The organism is Paenibacillus sp. Marseille-Q7038 (assembly GCF_965111595.1).
Genome location: NZ_CBCOOM010000001.1, coordinates 934,599 through 951,877, shown reverse-complemented (window position 1 = coordinate 951,877; position 17,279 = coordinate 934,599). Strand labels below are relative to the sequence as shown.

Annotated in this window: 15 protein-coding genes; all 15 read right to left on the bottom strand. The window is 41.9% G+C overall.

The window, feature by feature from the left end; all coding sequences use genetic code 11:
- Window positions 1-133: 133 nt before the first annotated feature.
- The 15 genes from ACWPWY_RS04660 to ACWPWY_RS04590 all read right to left on the bottom strand — a co-directional run bounded on the left by ACWPWY_RS04660 (window position 134) and on the right by ACWPWY_RS04590 (window position 17,279).
- Window positions 134-4,450, bottom strand: coding sequence for a PolC-type DNA polymerase III (locus tag ACWPWY_RS04660; RefSeq protein ID WP_454190604.1), 4,317 nt, complete (start codon window positions 4,448-4,450; stop codon window positions 134-136).
- 139 nt (window positions 4,451-4,589) lie between these two features.
- Window positions 4,590-6,038 carry a proline--tRNA ligase gene (gene proS / locus ACWPWY_RS04655; RefSeq protein ID WP_454190603.1) on the bottom strand — a complete coding sequence of 483 codons (1,449 nt, stop codon included), beginning with the start codon at window positions 6,036-6,038 and terminating at the stop codon, window positions 4,590-4,592.
- 71 nt (window positions 6,039-6,109) lie between these two features.
- Window positions 6,110-7,381 carry an RIP metalloprotease RseP gene (gene rseP / locus ACWPWY_RS04650; protein ID WP_454190602.1) on the bottom strand — a complete coding sequence of 424 codons (1,272 nt, stop codon included), beginning with the start codon at window positions 7,379-7,381 and terminating at the stop codon, window positions 6,110-6,112.
- Window positions 7,382-7,513: 132 nt separating this feature from the next.
- Complete coding sequence (locus ACWPWY_RS04645) at window positions 7,514-8,653, bottom strand: 1-deoxy-D-xylulose-5-phosphate reductoisomerase (protein ID WP_454190601.1); 1,140 nt, start codon at window positions 8,651-8,653, stop codon at window positions 7,514-7,516.
- 42 nt (window positions 8,654-8,695) lie between these two features.
- On the bottom strand, window positions 8,696-9,490 hold the full coding sequence (locus ACWPWY_RS04640) for a phosphatidate cytidylyltransferase (RefSeq protein ID WP_454190600.1): 795 nt from the start codon (window positions 9,488-9,490) through the stop codon (window positions 8,696-8,698).
- 16 nt (window positions 9,491-9,506) lie between these two features.
- Window positions 9,507-10,271: an isoprenyl transferase gene (locus ACWPWY_RS04635; protein ID WP_454190599.1), complete on the bottom strand. Its 765-nt coding sequence runs from the start codon at window positions 10,269-10,271 to the stop codon at window positions 9,507-9,509.
- Window positions 10,272-10,362: 91 nt separating this feature from the next.
- Window positions 10,363-10,917 (bottom strand): ribosome recycling factor, encoded by a 555-nt coding sequence (gene frr / locus ACWPWY_RS04630; protein WP_213532580.1) that lies wholly within the window; start codon window positions 10,915-10,917, stop codon window positions 10,363-10,365.
- Window positions 10,917-11,645 (bottom strand): UMP kinase, encoded by a 729-nt coding sequence (pyrH, locus tag ACWPWY_RS04625; RefSeq protein ID WP_191798657.1) that lies wholly within the window; start codon window positions 11,643-11,645, stop codon window positions 10,917-10,919. Before pyrH ends, frr begins: the two co-directional genes overlap by 1 nt.
- A 245-nt stretch (window positions 11,646-11,890) precedes the next feature.
- Window positions 11,891-12,541 (bottom strand): translation elongation factor Ts, encoded by a 651-nt coding sequence (tsf, locus tag ACWPWY_RS04620; RefSeq protein WP_191798433.1) that lies wholly within the window; start codon window positions 12,539-12,541, stop codon window positions 11,891-11,893.
- Window positions 12,542-12,663: 122 nt separating this feature from the next.
- A complete protein-coding gene (gene rpsB, locus ACWPWY_RS04615) occupies window positions 12,664-13,362 on the bottom strand; it encodes a 30S ribosomal protein S2 (protein WP_191798431.1) in 699 nt (232 codons plus the stop codon).
- Window positions 13,363-13,559: 197 nt separating this feature from the next.
- Complete coding sequence (locus tag ACWPWY_RS04610; RefSeq protein WP_454190598.1) at window positions 13,560-14,117, bottom strand: hypothetical protein; 558 nt, start codon at window positions 14,115-14,117, stop codon at window positions 13,560-13,562.
- Entirely contained in the window at window positions 14,114-14,644 is a 531-nt protein-coding gene (locus ACWPWY_RS04605; RefSeq protein ID WP_454190597.1) for a hypothetical protein, read from the bottom strand. Before ACWPWY_RS04605 ends, ACWPWY_RS04610 begins: the two co-directional genes overlap by 4 nt.
- Window positions 14,645-14,674: 30 nt before the next feature.
- Complete coding sequence (locus tag ACWPWY_RS04600; RefSeq protein WP_454190596.1) at window positions 14,675-14,995, bottom strand: hypothetical protein; 321 nt, start codon at window positions 14,993-14,995, stop codon at window positions 14,675-14,677.
- Window positions 14,996-15,033: 38 nt separating this feature from the next.
- Entirely contained in the window at window positions 15,034-16,449 is a 1,416-nt protein-coding gene (locus tag ACWPWY_RS04595) for a DUF342 domain-containing protein (RefSeq protein ID WP_454190595.1), read from the bottom strand.
- Window positions 16,450-16,490: 41 nt separating this feature from the next.
- Window positions 16,491-17,279, bottom strand: coding sequence for a FliA/WhiG family RNA polymerase sigma factor (locus tag ACWPWY_RS04590; RefSeq protein ID WP_454190594.1), 789 nt, complete (start codon window positions 17,277-17,279; stop codon window positions 16,491-16,493).

Sequence of the window (17,279 nt, the reverse complement as noted above, 5' to 3'; positions counted from 1 at the left end):
GTTTTATCAACATGATTACCATTAAAATTATAACATAGACAGTCACTAGTGACAAGTATAGACACTTGACTAGACTTTTACTCAGGTAATCTGAAAACCAGGGATGGAAATTAAATCTACTCTCTTCAATTAGCTAAAAGAGAGATAGTTGGTTACTTTCCGGCAGTCCGCGGAAGCAACCCATTTGCGTGAGTAACTCCACTGCTGTTTTACTCGCTTTCGATTTTTGCTGGAAATCCTCAATGGATAAAAATTCTCCATGATCTCTCGCCGCAGCAATATTACGTGCCGCATTGTCCCCAATTCCTTGCAAAGCAGAGAACGGAGGAATCAGTGAATCTTGATCTACAATAAAACGCGTCGCATCCGAACGATACAAATCAATGGATTTGAAACTAAAACCGCGCGCTGTCATTTCTAGTGCCATCTCCAGCACGGAAAGCATTGATTTTTCCTTGGTGGAAGCCTGAAAACCGAGCTGTTCAATCTCAATAATCTTTCGGCAGATTGCATCATATCCCTGACAAGCCAGTTCAATATCGAAATCCTCGGCACGGACCGAGAAGTACGTCGCATAATATTCAATTGGATAATACAATTTGAAATACGCGGTTCTTACCGCTGAGATTACATAAGCCGATGCGTGTGCTTTCGGGAACATGTACTGAATTTTAAGACAAGAATCGATATACCACTGCGGTACCTTACAATTTTTCATTTCGTCAATCCATTCCTGACTAAGACCGCGACCTTTACGCACACTCTCTGTAATCTTAAACGCAAGAGCAGCATCCATTCCATGCTTATAGATCAGGAACAACATGATATCATCACGACAACCAATAACCGTCTTAATGTCACATGTTCCATTCTTGATGAGTTCTTGTGCATTGCCAAGCCATACGCCTGTACCATGAGACAAACCTGAAATCTGTAGCAAATCGGCAAAACTCGAAGGCTGTGATTCAATTAGCATCTGACGCACAAATTTAGTACCCATCTCAGGGACACCATAAGTAGCTACAGGAGTCCGTAACTTCTCAGGTGAAACGCCGAGCGCTTCGGTGGAATTAAACATGCTCATAACCTTAGGGTCATTCATCGGAATCGTTGTCGGATCTACTCCGGTCAAATCCTGAAGCATTCGCATCATCGTAGGATCATCATGTCCTAGAATATCCAGCTTAAGCAGATTATCTTCAAAAGCATGATAGTCAAAGTGCGTTGTTTTCCACTCTGCACTTGTATCATCAGCAGGGTACTGCACAGGTGTAACGTCTTCTACTTCAATATAGTCAGGAACAACAACAATACCCCCGGGATGCTGCCCTGTACTTCTCTTCACCCCTGTACAACCGGATGCCAAGCGATTAAGCTCTGCTCCACGCCAAGATTTTTGATGTGATTCTTCATATTTTTTAGCAAACCCAAAAGCTGTCTTCTCAGCTACCGTACCAATGGTTCCTGCTCTAAACACACTTTTTTCACCAAATAAATCTTTTGTATAGAGATGGGCTTTGGGCTGGTATTCCCCTGAGAAGTTAAGATCAATATCCGGTACCTTATCCCCCTTAAATCCAAGGAAGGTTTCAAAAGGAATATCTTGGCCTTCCCCTTTTAGTAGGGTACCGCACTTCGGACAGTCTTTGACAGGAAGGTCAAAGCCGCTTCGAATACTTCCATCAAGGAACCACTCGCTATACTTACATTCGTCATTTCCACAAATATAGTGCGGTGGCAGCGGGTTTACTTCCGATATCCCCAAAAATGTTGCTACAACTGATGAACCTACGGAACCCCGGGAGCCAACCAAGTAACCATCTTCATTCGATTTTTTTACAAGTTTCTCCGAAATCAGATAGTTGGCCGAGAATCCATATTTAATGATAGGTTCGAGTTCTTTTTCCAGTCGCTTTACAACCACATCAGGCACTTCTTCACCGTAAATACTCTTTGCCGTATCATAACATTTACTGCGGATTTCTTCTTCTGCACCTTCTAGGATCGGCGTAAACAATTCTTTAGGGAATAACTGAATTTCTTCAAAACGATCAGCAAGTTCGCTTGTATTCGTTACGACCACTTCAAATGCTTTTTCCTTACCTAGAAATTCAAACTCTTCGAGCATTTCATTTGTAGTCCGGAAATGAGCATCTGGTTTGCGAATATCTTTAAGCGGGCTGTAACCTGTAATCCCGTGAATCGTAATATCCCGATAAATTTTGTCGCGAGGCTCCAAGTAATGCACATTCCCTGTTGCTACAACCGGTTTACCGAGTTTCTCCCCGATCTCGACAACTTTGCGAATCGCTGTTTTAATCTCTTCCGGTGTAGCTACAAGCCCTTTATCCACTAGATGCATATACATCGTGATGGGCTGAATCTCTAATACATCATAAAAATGCGCAATTTCTTCGGCTTCTTCCACTGACTTGTTAAGAACCGCCTCAAAAAACTCGCCTTTTTCACAGCCTGACATGATAAGCAGTCCTTCTCGATAATGCACCAGTTTAGACTTTGGAATGGTAGCCACTCGCTTAAAATGCTCTGTATGAGAAAGGGAAACTAGCTTGTACAAGTTTTTCTTACCAACCGCATTCAATGCATAAATACCGCTGTGAAACGGTCTTGAATTGGACAGATCCATTCCTACGAAATCATTCAAGCGATCCAGTTGCGTAATCCCTTTTATCTGTGCTGCATCATTTAAGAGACCTATCAAAATGCCGGCAAGGGCAATCGTATCATCAATCGCCCGGTGATGATTCTCAAGCGATACTTTATACTTATCCGCTAGTGTATTCAGCCTGTGATTCTTCATGGACGGATGAAGCATCCGAGCAAGTTCCAGTGTGTCAAGTACTGGATTCTCAAGTGGTGCCATTCCTAGAGACTTCAAGTTCGCTTGAATAAAGCCCATATCAAATCTTGCGTTATGAGCGACTAGAATTCCATCGCCAACAAAAGTAATAAAATCTTTCAATACAGGTTCTATTTCTGGTGCATCTTTCACCATTTCATCATTAATATTGGTCAGCTGTTGAATATTATAAGGAATCCGTTCATGCGGATTGACAAATGTTGAAAATCGATCAACTTCTTTATCTTCAACCATTTTAATTGCCGCAATTTCAATAATTTTGTTCTGTGTTACGGATAGACCTGTAGTCTCTATGTCAAAGACGATGTACGTCGATGTTTTCAAATCAAGTGGCTTCGGTTCTAGCACAACGGCTACCGCATCATTTACAATGTTCGCTTCTAAGCCATACATCATTTTGATGCCATGTTTCTTAGCCGCTTTAGCAGCTTCGGGATAAACCTGCACGCCCGCGTGATCCGTTACAGCGATTGCCTTATGTCCCCAACTAGCAGCTGTTTTTACATAGCTGTCAATAGAAGTGACAGCATCCATCGTGCTCATCTTCGTGTGCAGATGGAATTCAACGCGTTTTTGTTCTGCATTGTCTTTACGAGAAGGGGGTGCTTGTACTTCAACCAAATCGGATGGAATCATCGCAAGTTCTGGTATTTGCATGAAGCGATCGTATTCTACACGGCCTCTAACTTTCACCCATTTTCCGTTAGCCAACAGGTTCAGAATTCGCACATCTTCCTTCGACTTAGCAAATACTTTCATCTGCATGGAATCCGTAAAGTCTGTAAGGTAAAAAGTATAAAGTGTATTTCCGTTACGCAACTCTTTTTTATCGAGTCCAAATACCGTTCCCTGTAAAGTCACTTTCTTCTCTTCATCCTGGATGTCCTTAATAGGTACCGGCTGTTCTTTGATTTCATAACCCATCTGAAGCCTTACGTCCCCTTCTTCTTCCTCAAGAGGTGCCATTTCCGCTTCGATCATGGTCATCATATTCTGAATAACTTCCCGCTCTTCTTCTCGCTTCTTCTGTTCGAACTGTGCCATTGCTTCGCGGTTACTCTCACCCACTAGCATTTTCACCTTGAGCGGCAGCTTGAAAAAACGCTCATAATAATTCACGATAGCTTGATCAATCTGTTTTTTTCGAGCCAGTTCCAGTGCCATTCCATCGCTGAGTGTTAACGTAAGCAAGCCGGATTCTACGATTTGAGAAGCCCGATTCATCCAACCGTTTACGGATGGAACCTGCTGATGAACCCACTCTAGAAATAAATTCCAATATTCCGTTACAATATCAGCCTCCGAAACCCCGGATTGATATTGAAAAGTAAAACTTATTTTGGCGATATGACTCATTTTTTCACGGATATGCAAACAAAAAGCTCGGAAAACAGGAGCCGGAACCAGTGTTTCCTTGGCTATCGTAATATGCCAGTCACGATTACTACGGCTGATTTCCACATGATCAATATATCCATCAACAAAATGAGGTTCTGCTATACCTGCAGGCAGGTCCGCCTGTTTCATCAACAATTCGAACCTTCTTCTTTGTTCAGTTGTATCGTTCAAACGATTCTTCCCCCCCGTTCCAAACAAAAAAAACATGAAAAGCTTCTGCGCACAAAAATGGGAACCGATCCGTAAAGGGGCACCGTCTCATTTCGGACAGAAGCTTATCATTTGTGTTACTCTGTAAAACTAATCAATATTAATATGCTCTAGCAAATACTACAGTATGTTCAGCTTTCTGTCCACAAACGAGACAAGCATGTTTTTCCTCGGATGGTTCAAAAGGAATGTTCCGGCTTGTTGCTCCCGTTACCTCTTTCACCTTATCTTCGCAAACTTCTGAACCACACCAGCCTGCTAGTGAGAATCCACGTTTTTCTTCCATTAAAGCCTTCATTTCTTCCAGCGTATCTACGGAATAAAAATGTTCTTGTAAGAAAGCTTTTGCACGGTCGAACATATCTTTTTGAACCTGCTCAAGCATGGTTTGAATTTCTTCCGTAAGATTATCTTGTTGCACGACTTTCTTCTCACCTGTAATACGGGAAACAAGAACACATACTCCATTTTCCATATCTCGTGGACCGATTTCAAGACGCACCGGCACACCACGCATTTCGTACTCGTTGAATTTCCAACCCGGACGAACATCACTGCGATCATCCATTTTCACTCGGATTCCCGCTTTTTTCAGTTCTGCGAACAATTCATCCGCACGTCCAACCACTTGATCACGCGTTTTCGGTGGTCCAATTGGAATAATAACAACTTGAGTTGGTGCTACTTTAGGTGGCAAAGCAAGACCACGATCATCACCATGAACCATAATCATTGCACCGATGAGACGAGTACTTGTTCCCCAAGAAGTCGTATGAGCATATTCCAGCACATTTTCACGGTTCAAATACTGGATTTCAAATGCTTTAGCGAAGTTAGTTCCCATATAGTGGGAAGTACCTGCTTGCACAGCCCGGCCGTCTTTCATCATTGCTTCAATGGAGAATGTATCGACTGCACCTGCAAATTTCTCGGATTTGGTCTTTTGTCCAGTAATAACTGGAATTGCAAGAATATCCTCTACGACTTCACGGTACACTTCAAGCATCTGCATCGTTTCTTGGCGAGCTTCTTCTTCGTTCTCGTGAGCAGTATGACCTTCTTGCCATAAGAATTCACTTGTACGCAAGAAAGGCATGGTCCGTTTTTCCCAGCGAACAACGTTAGCCCATTGGTTAATCATCACCGGAAGATCACGATAGGATTGAATCCACTTGGAATACATATGACCAAAAATCGTTTCAGAAGTTGGACGAATCGCTAAACGTTCTTCCAGCTTCTCTCCGCCCGCTTCAGTAACCCATGGCAATTCTGGATTAAAGCCTTCTACGTGTTCTTTTTCTTTTTGGAAGAAGCTTTCTGGAATAAACATAGGAAAATAAGCATTACGATGGCCAGTTTCTTTGAAACGGCGATCCATATTTTCTTTAATGTGTTCCCAAATTTCATAACCGTCTGGTTTAAACACGATACAGCCCCGAACTGGGGAGTAATCCATTAAATCCGCTTTTTTAATTGTATCAATATACCAGCGAGAAAAATCCTCTGACTGGGGTGTAATTTCAGTAACAAACTGTTTATCGTTTGACATAAGACTTGATTCCGTCCTCCCGTAGTTCCTACTGGGAGCATCACTAAAGTGATCACTCCGAGGGAACACAATTATCCTTTAATTAATCGTAAAATATCATTATAAGTTACTGCGATCATAAGAATGAACAACATCGCAAACCCGATGAAATGTACCATACCTTCACGAGCAGGGTCAATGGGCTTGCCACGCAATCCTTCAATCCCAAGGAAGATAAGTCGACTGCCATCTAATGCCGGAATCGGCAATAAGTTAAATATACCGAGATACAAGCTGAGTATGGCGGTCCACTGGGTTAGCTGCAATATGCCTTGCTTCGCAATTTGCCCCGTCACTTCAAACGTTCGCACAGGTCCACCGAGATCATCAATGCTAAACTTAGCGATGAGTTGTCTGAAACCTTCAAATATATTTTCAGTGGTGGTTACCATGTTTTTTCCAGCAACGACAAAGGATTCAGCAAATCCCACTTCTTCACGAGGGAATTCAGCAGTAATACCGACTTTCCCTCCCACTTGACCTTCCATCGCACGCGGAGTAATCGTTAGATCAAATACTTCGTCTCCTCGCCGCACGGTCCATTCCATGGGTTTATCCTGCGAATCAGCAATCAGGTTAATCATTTTCGTGTAATCCCCACCAATAGTTTCACCATTGATTGTCTCCACAATATCACCTTTTTGAAGATCCGCTTCTGCTGCAGGCATTCCTTCGGATATCGTACCAATCTTGACATAGGTTGGATTCTCCACTGGTGTCCCTGCGGCCATCGCATAAATCGCAAACAGGATAAAAGCCAGTAAAAAGTTCATAAACGGTCCGGCAAAAATGGCAAGCGCTCTTTGACCGACCGTTTTACTGTTAAACTGACGATCTTTGGGAGCGATCTGTGTTTCTTGGTTTCTTGCAACAAGCATTGCTGCAGGATGAACAGGAAATTGCTGTTGTTCGCCATCTACATCGAGTTCAACCATTAGTCGTCTTTCAAGATCGATAGAAACTACTTCTCCTCGAATCACATTTTTCCGATTATCAAGTTGATCCAAGTATATCGTTTTGACCTGTCCATCGGCTGTCTTAACCGCTATGGTCTGACCCGGCTGAATTTCTATTAATTCAGGATCTTCTCCAGCCATCCTCGCATAACCGCCGAATGGCAGTAACCGCAGTGTAAATATGGTCTCTTGATACTTATAAGAAAACAGTTTCGGACCAAAGCCGATGGCAAATTCTCTGACAAGAATGCCAGCCCGTTTGGCAAAATAATAATGGCCCCATTCATGCACCGTCACGATGACGAAAAACATGAGCACCGTTAAAATTACAATTTGCAAGGTTTCCAATTACTTCCTTCCTCCTTTTGCTTAAGAAGAGCTGATCTTGTCCTACTACATTATCATTATTCAAAGGTACGATACAAGAGAAGCAAATTCTTAAAAACCACTCTCTTGCTGCAGGCAGGAAGAAACCTTGTATTATAAAGAGGTTGCATAATCTCTCACTTGCTGATCAACCTGTTCAATCTGCTCTAGATCAGGACTCGGAATACTTTGATGAGTATCTAGTACTCTTGCAATAATCTCCTCGATCTTAAGAAAAGAAATATCCCCTTTAAGAAAACGAGCAACCGCCACTTCATTTGCCGCATTAAATGCGGTTGTTGCGGTTCCCCCTATTTTACCACATTCATAAGCGAGCTTTAAGCAAGGAAACCGCTCCATGTCCATTTCTTTAAAATGCAGCGCTCCGATCTCAGAAAGTGATAAAGATGAAGCTGGGGAAGGTAATCGTTTCGGATACGTTAATGCATACTGAATGGGAACACGCATGTCCGGGTTACCCATTTGTGCAATCATACTTGTATCTTGAAACTCTACGAATGAATGAATAATGCTTTCTGGATGAAGAAGAACATTGATCTTTTCATAAGGAAGATCGAACAACCATCGAGCCTCTATTACCTCGAGCCCTTTATTCACCATTGTTGCCGAGTCTATTGTAATCTTGGACCCCATTGACCAATTAGGATGTTTAAGCGCATCTTCGACGGTTACGTGCTGAAGCTGTTGTCTAGTTAAATCTCGAAACGACCCGCCTGAAGCAGTGAGCGTAATCTGTTTAACCTCACGCAACTGCTCCCCATTCAGACACTGAAAAATAGCTGAATGTTCGCTGTCTACCGGAATAATCTGCACTTGTTTCTCCTGAGCTAGTGCAGTAACAAGATGACCGGCTGTTACAAGAGTCTCCTTGTTAGCTAGGCCAATCTGTTTTCCTTCTCTTATCGCAGCTAATGTAGATGTTAGTCCCACACTGCCCATTACTGCTGTAATGACGGTATCCGCATCTGTACCCGCAGCTACTTCAATCAGACCTTCATTGCCATAATACACTTCTGTGCCTTCCGGCACGTGCATACGTACATGATCTACATCTTCTTTGCGACTGACGGACACTTTACGAGGACGATAGGCCTTAGCTTGCTCGATAAGCAGCTCTATATTGGTACCTGCTGACAAGCCCTCTACCTGGAACTCTTCAGGATGCATTCGAACGACATCTAGTGTTTGAGTTCCAATGGAGCCTGTCGAACCTAAAATTGAAATTTTCTTCACAAATGACACCTCTAGTAATTACATAAAATGGTTTGTCTTTCCTTAGTAAGGGAGGAGCATGAGGATATGTACGAACGGAAACACAAAGATCCAACTATCACATCGATCGAGAATACCACCATGCCCTGGAAGCAGATTCCCAGAATCTTTAATTCCATATACACGTTTATAGGCAGACTGTGCTAAATCTCCCAATTGACCAATAACGGAAGCAGACAACCCGATGAGTACAGCTCTTCCGAAACCAAGGAGGCCGCCGGAGAACCCAGCAAATAAAAGTGCAATAATAATGGCTATTATAATCCCGCCAACCGCACCTTCTATGGTCTTGTTAGGACTAATCATCGGCCAAAGTTTATTCTTACCAATCGACCTGCCTACAAAATAAGCTCCTGCATCACTACCCCATATACTTGCCAAAAGAAGGAAAGTCCAAAACAACCCTGCCGGTAATTGACGTGTTACTGCAATATAATAAAAACCGATCCCAACATATACGACACCAATAAAAATCAAAGCCGCAGTCTGAACGGTAATCTTGTTTTTTGTCGTTACGGTAGCGATAAGCAGCAGTATCATCAAAAGCCACAATATCTGATTTAATGTAAACGTTAACCCTAGCTCTGCAAGCAAATTAGGAAAAATAAGGAATAGAATACCGGCATATCCAATGATCGCTGTACCCGAAAAAGCAGGAACACCAATCATCCGTATGAACTCGTATAACCCGATAAGTGCCATTAAAAAAATGAAAAAGTTATACCAAAGTCCGCCCAGCATTGCAAACCCCAAAAATAAAGCACCGGCAACAATTCCAGTTATTACTCGCTGTTTCAACTTGGTCCATCCTCCATTACTTCAGACCGCCATACCTTCTTGTTCTGCGTTGGTATTCGGCTACTGCTTCATATAAGTGTTCTCTATTAAAATCTGGCCAGTAAATATCCGTGAACCACATTTCGCTATAAGCAAGCTGCCACAGCATAAAATTACTTATTCTAAGTTCACCGCTTGTTCGAATTAATAAATCCGGATCAGGCAGATCTTTAGACAACAAGTGCTTCTCAATCAGATCAGGCGTGATATCATTGGCCGTCAGATCACCTGTTTCAATTTGCTGAGCAATGGCTTTCATCGCATCTGTTATTTCACTTCTACTGCCATAATTCAATGCAAAAGTAAGAATCAGTCCGGTATTATCTTTTGTTTTTCGAATTGCTTCACGTAATGCTTTCACCGTATGATCAGGTAAATTTTCTTCGTACCCCATCATTCGTACGCATACGTTTTTTTCGATTAATTCATCTAATTCCTGTGCAAGAAAGTCAACAGGCAGACGCATCAAAAAATCAACTTCATCTTTCGGTCTCGTCCAGTTTTCTGTCGAGAAGGCATACATTGTCAGATACTTGATTCCCAAGTCATCTGCAGCAATCGTTGCCCGTTTAAGAGCTTTCATACCGCTTTGATGTCCAACGATGCGAGGCATACCTTGTTGTTTGGCCCATCTACCATTGCCATCCATAATAATAGCCACGTGCTGCGGAATATTAGCTTTTGACAGTTCAGGCGTCTCTTTGCCGTTCTTATTCCACCACGACCGAGCGCGTTTCATCATTCGACTTCCTCCAAAATTCCATGAAGTTTCTTTTCCTTGCTGTGAAAAGAGCAAACCCCACCGAAGGCGGAGGGGCCGTAAGCTTATTATATTACACTTCCATGATTTCTTTTTCTTTTGCAGCGAGTACTTTATCTACCTCAGCAACAAATTTATCAGTAGACTTTTGAATATCATCTTGATGTCTGCGGGACTCATCCTCAGAAATATCGGATTTCTCCAACTTTTTGATATCGTCATTTGCATCACGTCGGATATTACGAACCGCTACTTTTGCTTCTTCCCCAAATTTCTTGGTGAATTTCACAAGTTCAATTCTGCGTTCTTCTGTAAGTGCTGGAATGCTTAGACGAATCATAGCACCATCATTTTGCGGTGTAAGACCAAGATCTGACTTCATAATGGCACGTTCGATATCAGCCAAGGAAGATTTATCCCAAGGTTGGATCATCAGAGTACGAGAATCTGGCGTAGTAATATTTGCAAGCTGGTTAACTGGCGTAGGTGCGCCATAATATTCAACTTGAATTCGATCAAGTAAAGAAGGGGTTGCACGACCTGCACGAAGTGTTGATAAATCACGTTTGAGTGCAAGGATCGCTTTTTCCATGCGTTCTTCTGCGTTCTTTTTAATTGATTGCGGCATTAATCTACACTTCCTTTCACAATTGTCCCGATTTTTTCACCGAGAAGTACTCGTTTGATATTACCTTGCTCAGTAATAGCAAATACAATGAGAGGAATATTATTATCCATACAGAGTGAGGAAGCAGTGGAGTCCATAACTCCTAAATTCTTATTCAACACATCAAGATAAGTCAATTGTTCGAATTTCACAGCCGTTTCGTCTTTAAACGGATCTGCAGAATATACACCGTCTACTTTATTCTTCGCCATCAGAATAACTTCAGCCTCAATCTCAGCTGCACGAAGAGCAGCTGTTGTATCTGTTGAGAAGAACGGGTTACCTGTTCCTGCTGCAAAAATTACAACTCTTCCCTTTTCCAAATGTCTAATTGCTCTACGACGAATATATGGTTCAGCGATTTGCTGCATCGCTATTGAAGTTTGAACACGTGTCGGCACTTCAATCTGTTCTAATGCATCTTGCAGCGCAAGCGAGTTCATAACAGTTGCAAGCATACCCATGTAGTCCGCTGTTGCACGGTCGATACCATTCTCGCTACCTGCAATCCCGCGCCAAATATTACCGCCACCGCATACGATCGCAACTTCGACTCCAAGTTCTACTACTTCTTTAACTTGCTGTGCAATGGATGAGATTGTTTCTGCATCAATCCCGTAACCATTTTGCCCAGAAAGGGATTCCCCACTCACTTTAAGCACAACTCTTTTAAATACCGGCTGTTCCAAATGTTCACCCTCCACTTCGAAATGACGCTTCCCCACGTCAATTAAGCACATGTTAACCTTATATTAGTTAAAAAGAAAGGAACACGGATTGTGTTCCACTCTTAGTTAAAGAAAACCTTTTGAGCCGAATCTCGGACAATCCAGTTGTTCTTTCCATATAAAGCTGTCTGTGTAATCTCTAAGATGTAAATCATTACATTATCTTCAAGAATAACATGGGCCGTCTTTTGATTCGATCATTTTCTTTATTGTTTTACTTGAGACATAACTTCTTCAACGAAGTTGTCTTGTTTTTTCTCAAGACCTTCACCAAGCTCATAACGAGTAAAGCGACGGATTGAGATGTTTTCGCCAATTGTGCTGATTTTTTCGTTCAGCAATTGTTCAATGGTTTTGTCTGGGTCTTTTACGAAAGATTGCTCAAGCAAGCAGAACTCTTCGTAATATTTACCAATACGGCCTTCAACCATTTTCTCAACGATTTTTTCTGGTTTACCTTCATTCAGAGCTTGAGCTTTCAAAATTTCTTTTTCTTTCTCAATTTCTTCTTGAGGAACTTCTTCACGGCTCACGTAACGTGGGTTAGAAGCAGCGATTTGCATAGCGATGTCACGAGCAAATTCTTTGAATTGATCTGTCATAGCAACGAAGTCGGTCTCACAGTTAACTTCAACGAGTACACCAATACGTCCACCAGCGTGGATGTAAGATTGTACTACGCCTTCTGTTGCTGCGCGACCAGCTTTGTTCGCTGCTGCGGACAAGCCTTTTTCACGAAGAATTTCAATCGCTTTGTTTACATCGTTGTTTCCTTCTTCTAGTGCTTTTTTGCAATCGAGCATACCTGCGCCCGTTTTTTCACGAAGTTCTTTCACCAATTTTGCATCTACTGCCATTGTTAATTCCCTCCAGAGGATAAATTTGCGTATGACCCTAAAAAAAGGGTAGTGAGAGGTTATCCACCTGCCAACCACCCTTTTTCATTTAATTCATATACTTTAGGCCTTTGAAAGCAATCTTAAGCGGAAGTTTCTTCGCCTTGATGTGCTTCAATAACAGCATCAGCCATTTTTCCAGTAAGCAATTTAACCGCGCGAATCGCGTCATCGTTACCAGGAATAACATAATCGATTTCGTCCGGATCGCAGTTAGTATCAACGATACCTACGATTGGGATACCCAATTTACGAGCTTCTGCTACTGCAATACGCTCTTTACGAGGGTCGATTATGAACAGGGCACTTGGAAGACCCTTCATGTTCTTGATACCGCCTAGGAATTTCTCAAGACGATCTTTCTCTTTACGGAGAAGGATAACTTCTTTTTTAGGAAGAACTTCAAATGTGCCGTCCTCTTCCCACGCTTCCAATTTTTTCAAACGATCGATACGTTTTTGAATAGTTTGGAAGTTAGTAAGAGTACCACCAAGCCAACGTTGGTTAATGTAAAATTGACCAGCGCGCTCTGCTTCTTCTTTTACGGAATCTTGTGCTTGTTTTTTAGTACCTACGAAAAGAACTGTACCGTTCTCTCCTGCAATACTTTTAACAAAGTTGTAAGCTTCCTCAACTTTTTTCACTGTCTTTTGCAAGTCAATGATGTAAATACCGTTTCTTTCAGTGAAGATATAACGATCCATCTTTGGATTCCAACGACGAGTCTGATGACCGAAGTGAACCCCAGCTTCGAGAAGCTGTTTCATGGAGATAACTGCCATCTCCACACACCTCCTAATATTTTGGTTTTTGTGTCCTCCGCTAGCATCATTTCCCGACAAGACTTCCCTTAAAGGAAGCACCCTCGACAGAATTAGCGTAGCGTGTGTTTTAACACCGTCAATTAATATATCATAAGTGAAACTGAGATGCAACAATGTTTAGTTCTAAATTAGTAACATCATCATAGGATCCAAAATTAAGGAGCAGTGGTGATCTTCTTAATAATAGAACGGGTTGATTCATTCTGCTGAAATTCATAGGTGCCTGTTTGAATTTTTCTGTTGATTTTTTGACGATTCGCTTCTTTTAAGAATGCATCCCGGTCCTGAATCACATGTAAAGAACTTAAATGATCCGCAACGTCATTTAAGGTTGCACCTTGTATCACTTTGTATTTGACTATCTCTGTCGTCTTCTCAGAAGTCGGCTGCTTTGGCTCATCAGGCGTTTCGTTCTGCGGAACTTTTGGCTTATCAGGAGGGACTGTAGCTGTAGCTGCACCCGATTCCTTTTCTTCTGACCCTGCACCTTCTTCTTTTAGCTCCGCCCATTCTTCTTCAGTCATTACCTCTTGATTCACATCGTATACCTTAAGATTCATTGTTTTTGCCTGTTCTTCTATATCTGTACGTGACAAGACATTCTTTGCGTTTCCTTCTGCCGCACCCTGCCCGATCAGTGCAAGTTGCAGAATTAAAGCGCAGACTGCAATGCCTATTCCAAGTCCCATAAGAAAGGAACGATTTTTCATCATACCATTCTCTCCCGTTCACCGAGCTGTAGAATCAATTGTACTTCTCCCTTGGGCATATCTAGCTTTTTAGCTATATAATCAGTTGATTTTCCTTCTGACTCTAATTGAAAGACCTCACGGTAACGCTTATGAATGGTTAGCTCTTCCTGTATAATAATTTCTTCTTTTAATGTATCGTCAGTTACTGCATGGTCAGTTTTTTTCACAGTAGCTTCTGTATTCGTACCAGAGAAAGCATTTGCATTCATCAATGTGGAAACTTGCTGTTCGAGATTTAGGATCTGTTGTTTCATATCGTGAATTTCTTCTTCTCTTAGGTTGTTCGTATGTGAAAAGTCCTGCTTCCATTTTTGGATACTCTGTATAACCTTCTCATTCTCCAGTTCAATCTCAGCCAAATACTGCTCTAACGTTGTTTCTACATCTTTAATCACTTTTCCCCCTGTTTGAGGTTTTGATCTGGGCATAAACCAGGCAAATAGGGTGATACCAACACCCAACACAACGAGGGTACTCCAAGGTTCCATGAGGTTATTCTCCTATTCATGTATGCCTACTTATAAACTGTAGTCAATGTGTTTCCCTTTATAGGGGTGTTCCGCTGGCGTAACTGCCAGTGTCTCTTCTGTAATTTCTTCAAGATCATTCGAATTCTTCATCTCCAACGTCTCAGACGAAGCTGAACGATCTCTTATCCCTGTCTGTTCTGATTCTGATGTTTTCGGACTTTGTTTACTTTCTTTTTTTGCTTTTTTATTCTCGTTTGATGCTAGTAGGGACTGTTCTGATGATCTCCTGTGATCGTATTCGCTTTGATATCGTCCTGCCTCACTCGTACGAGGTATAGCAATTTGAAGTTCTACGTTTCTCAAGCTCACCCTCTTCACTCCTCCACTGTTACCAAAAATAAATACACTTATCTGTTTTTTAAAGGAACCATAGAAATATCACCGTTTTGATAAAAAAATGAAATTTGTGTAGCTGTATCTTTAATAAATTTGGTGTATCTGCCGATAACTATTTTAGAGCCTCCGTAAATCATCTTAGTTACATCGACTCTTGCTTTCGAGGTATCTTCCAGCACTTTTTCTATATCCAGTATATGCTCCCTATTCTCTTTCATTTGTTGCATACTAGATTCACGCGTCACTTGAAGTTTCATCCGCATATGCATCTTATCATCAGATATATGTCCTGTAGCAGCCATTTGATCTAATAGATGTAGAGCTTTGGCCGTCTTATCTATACTTTCGCTCAAACCCTTTTGCTGCTGACGAAGATTTGTAAGTTCATTACGCAGTCTCGGCATGACGCCAACTTCAATTGTTGTTACGGTAGACATCGGATTACCAACTACTCTAGCTGCTACTTTTTCACCTGCTTGAATGAGACCGCCTACAATTAGTCCCTTGGTTCCTGCACAAATACATTCTCTACCTGCTCTAATCGATGAATGCATGATACTTTGCGAGACATATATACTTTGACCTGCTTCTACATTTGCATCTTGGATAAATGAGCTCTTTACATCAACACCAGCTTGTACAAGCCCTTTGTTGTAACCTATAATTCCCCCTGTTACCTCAATAGAGCCTTCTGCAAAGACTTCAGCTCCCTCTACACCGCCGATTACACGTATGTCTCCTGCCGCCTTCACTTTAAATCCAGATAGTACATTCCCGCGAATAACAACGGTACCTACAAAATCTATATTCCCTGTTCGGTAATCCACATCCCCATTCACTTCAAATACAGGAAATACATTGATTCGATCATTTTCCGTTGTCGTGATCAGTCCATCGATCGAGGCGTACATCGCATTTCCTTCGGTACTGACTACCACATTCTTTCCTGTCTTGAATCTCGCTTCTTTACCTGGAGAGAAAGGAATAAGATCTCCTTTCACACTTTTTCCAGGCTTGCCTGGCCTTGGATCTATTTTCTTAGCAATGACCTGGCCTTTTTTTACATTATTCAGCCTCGTAATTTCCTTATAATCTACTTTTCCGTTCCCTGTCTCGAGTGGTCTTCGTTCTCCTGTTAAATCGGTGCTCGTTAAGAACTCAATCATTCCATCCTTACCGGCTTCAGGAGGATCCCCTTCGGCTATTAATATCTTTTGACCATAAAAATTCAGGGGACTTGCGGCGATTGCACGAACTGTACCCGTTTGAATTCCATACGTAATACCTTCGGTTAGAAGAAATGTGTTTAGTTCCTGTTCGGTTAAATCTAACTCGGATGTAAGATTTGATAAATCAATCCATGCGCTGCTTTGATTATCCGAAAACAGTACTTTCACATGTTGTTTGAGCTCTATTTTCTGGGTCATATACAACTTCCTTCTTTCTCAGGTCATCATCCTACCTTTGATTAGTCCCGATTCATTAACAGTTCACGCTGCTTCTCAAGAGTCCCTCGAAGGCGTAAAATCGCTTTAGAATGTAACTGAGAAATCCGAGATGGCGATAGAGACATCACTTCTGCAATTTCACTAAGGGATAAGTCTTCATAATATAGAAGGGATACAACGATACGTTCCTTCTCGGTCAATTTATCTAATCCTGTTACAAGTGCTTGTTTTAGATGAATATCACGAACCGTTTGGTCAGGAGGATATGCTCTCTCGTCAACTAATAGAGACATTCTTGTCTCGGCGTCTTCTTCTCTCAGCGGATCTTCAAGAGAATATAACGACATTACAGCCACCTCTTGTATCATATGTTGAAAATCTTTGGCAGTTAAATCTAAATATTGCCCCATCTCTTCATCACTGACGGTTCGCGAATATTTTTGTTCTAAATGTTGATAGGCCTCTTCAATTCGTTTTGCTTTCTCACGAACTGAACGCGGAACCCAGTCCCCTTGACGAAGTCCATCTAGGATCGCCCCTCTTACTCTCCATGAGGCATAGGTTTCGAATTGAAGCCCTCTTTTATAATCGAATTTATCGAGTGCATCAATTAACCCCAACGCTCCATTGCTCTCAAGATCATCTTTTGATACATTCTTGGGCAGCCCTACTGCTAACCGGCTGGATACATAATGAACGATATGAAGATGCTTCTCGATCAAGATTTTTCTAGCATCTAAATCCCCGTGCTCCTTCCACTTTTCCCACAGGTCCATGTCGGCCAGATGGGATGAATTAGGTTCTTTCAT

Coding starts and splice junctions, on each gene's coding strand:
- ACWPWY_RS04610 (WP_454190598.1), bottom strand. CDS start 14,117: ATGATGAAAAATCGTTCCTTTCTTATGGGACTTGGAATAGGCATTGCA.
- ACWPWY_RS04595 (WP_454190595.1), bottom strand. CDS start 16,449: ATGACCCAGAAAATAGAGCTCAAACAACATGTGAAAGTACTGTTTTCG.
- frr (WP_213532580.1), bottom strand. CDS start 10,917: ATGCCGCAATCAATTAAAAAGAACGCAGAAGAACGCATGGAAAAAGCG.
- ACWPWY_RS04590 (WP_454190594.1), bottom strand. CDS start 17,279: ATGAAAGAACCTAATTCATCCCATCTGGCCGACATGGACCTGTGGGAA.
- tsf (WP_191798433.1), bottom strand. CDS start 12,541: ATGGCAGTAGATGCAAAATTGGTGAAAGAACTTCGTGAAAAAACGGGC.
- rpsB (WP_191798431.1), bottom strand. CDS start 13,362: ATGGCAGTTATCTCCATGAAACAGCTTCTCGAAGCTGGGGTTCACTTC.
- ACWPWY_RS04605 (WP_454190597.1), bottom strand. CDS start 14,644: ATGGAACCTTGGAGTACCCTCGTTGTGTTGGGTGTTGGTATCACCCTA.
- proS (WP_454190603.1), bottom strand. CDS start 6,038: ATGTCAAACGATAAACAGTTTGTTACTGAAATTACACCCCAGTCAGAG.
- ACWPWY_RS04635 (WP_454190599.1), bottom strand. CDS start 10,271: ATGATGAAACGCGCTCGGTCGTGGTGGAATAAGAACGGCAAAGAGACG.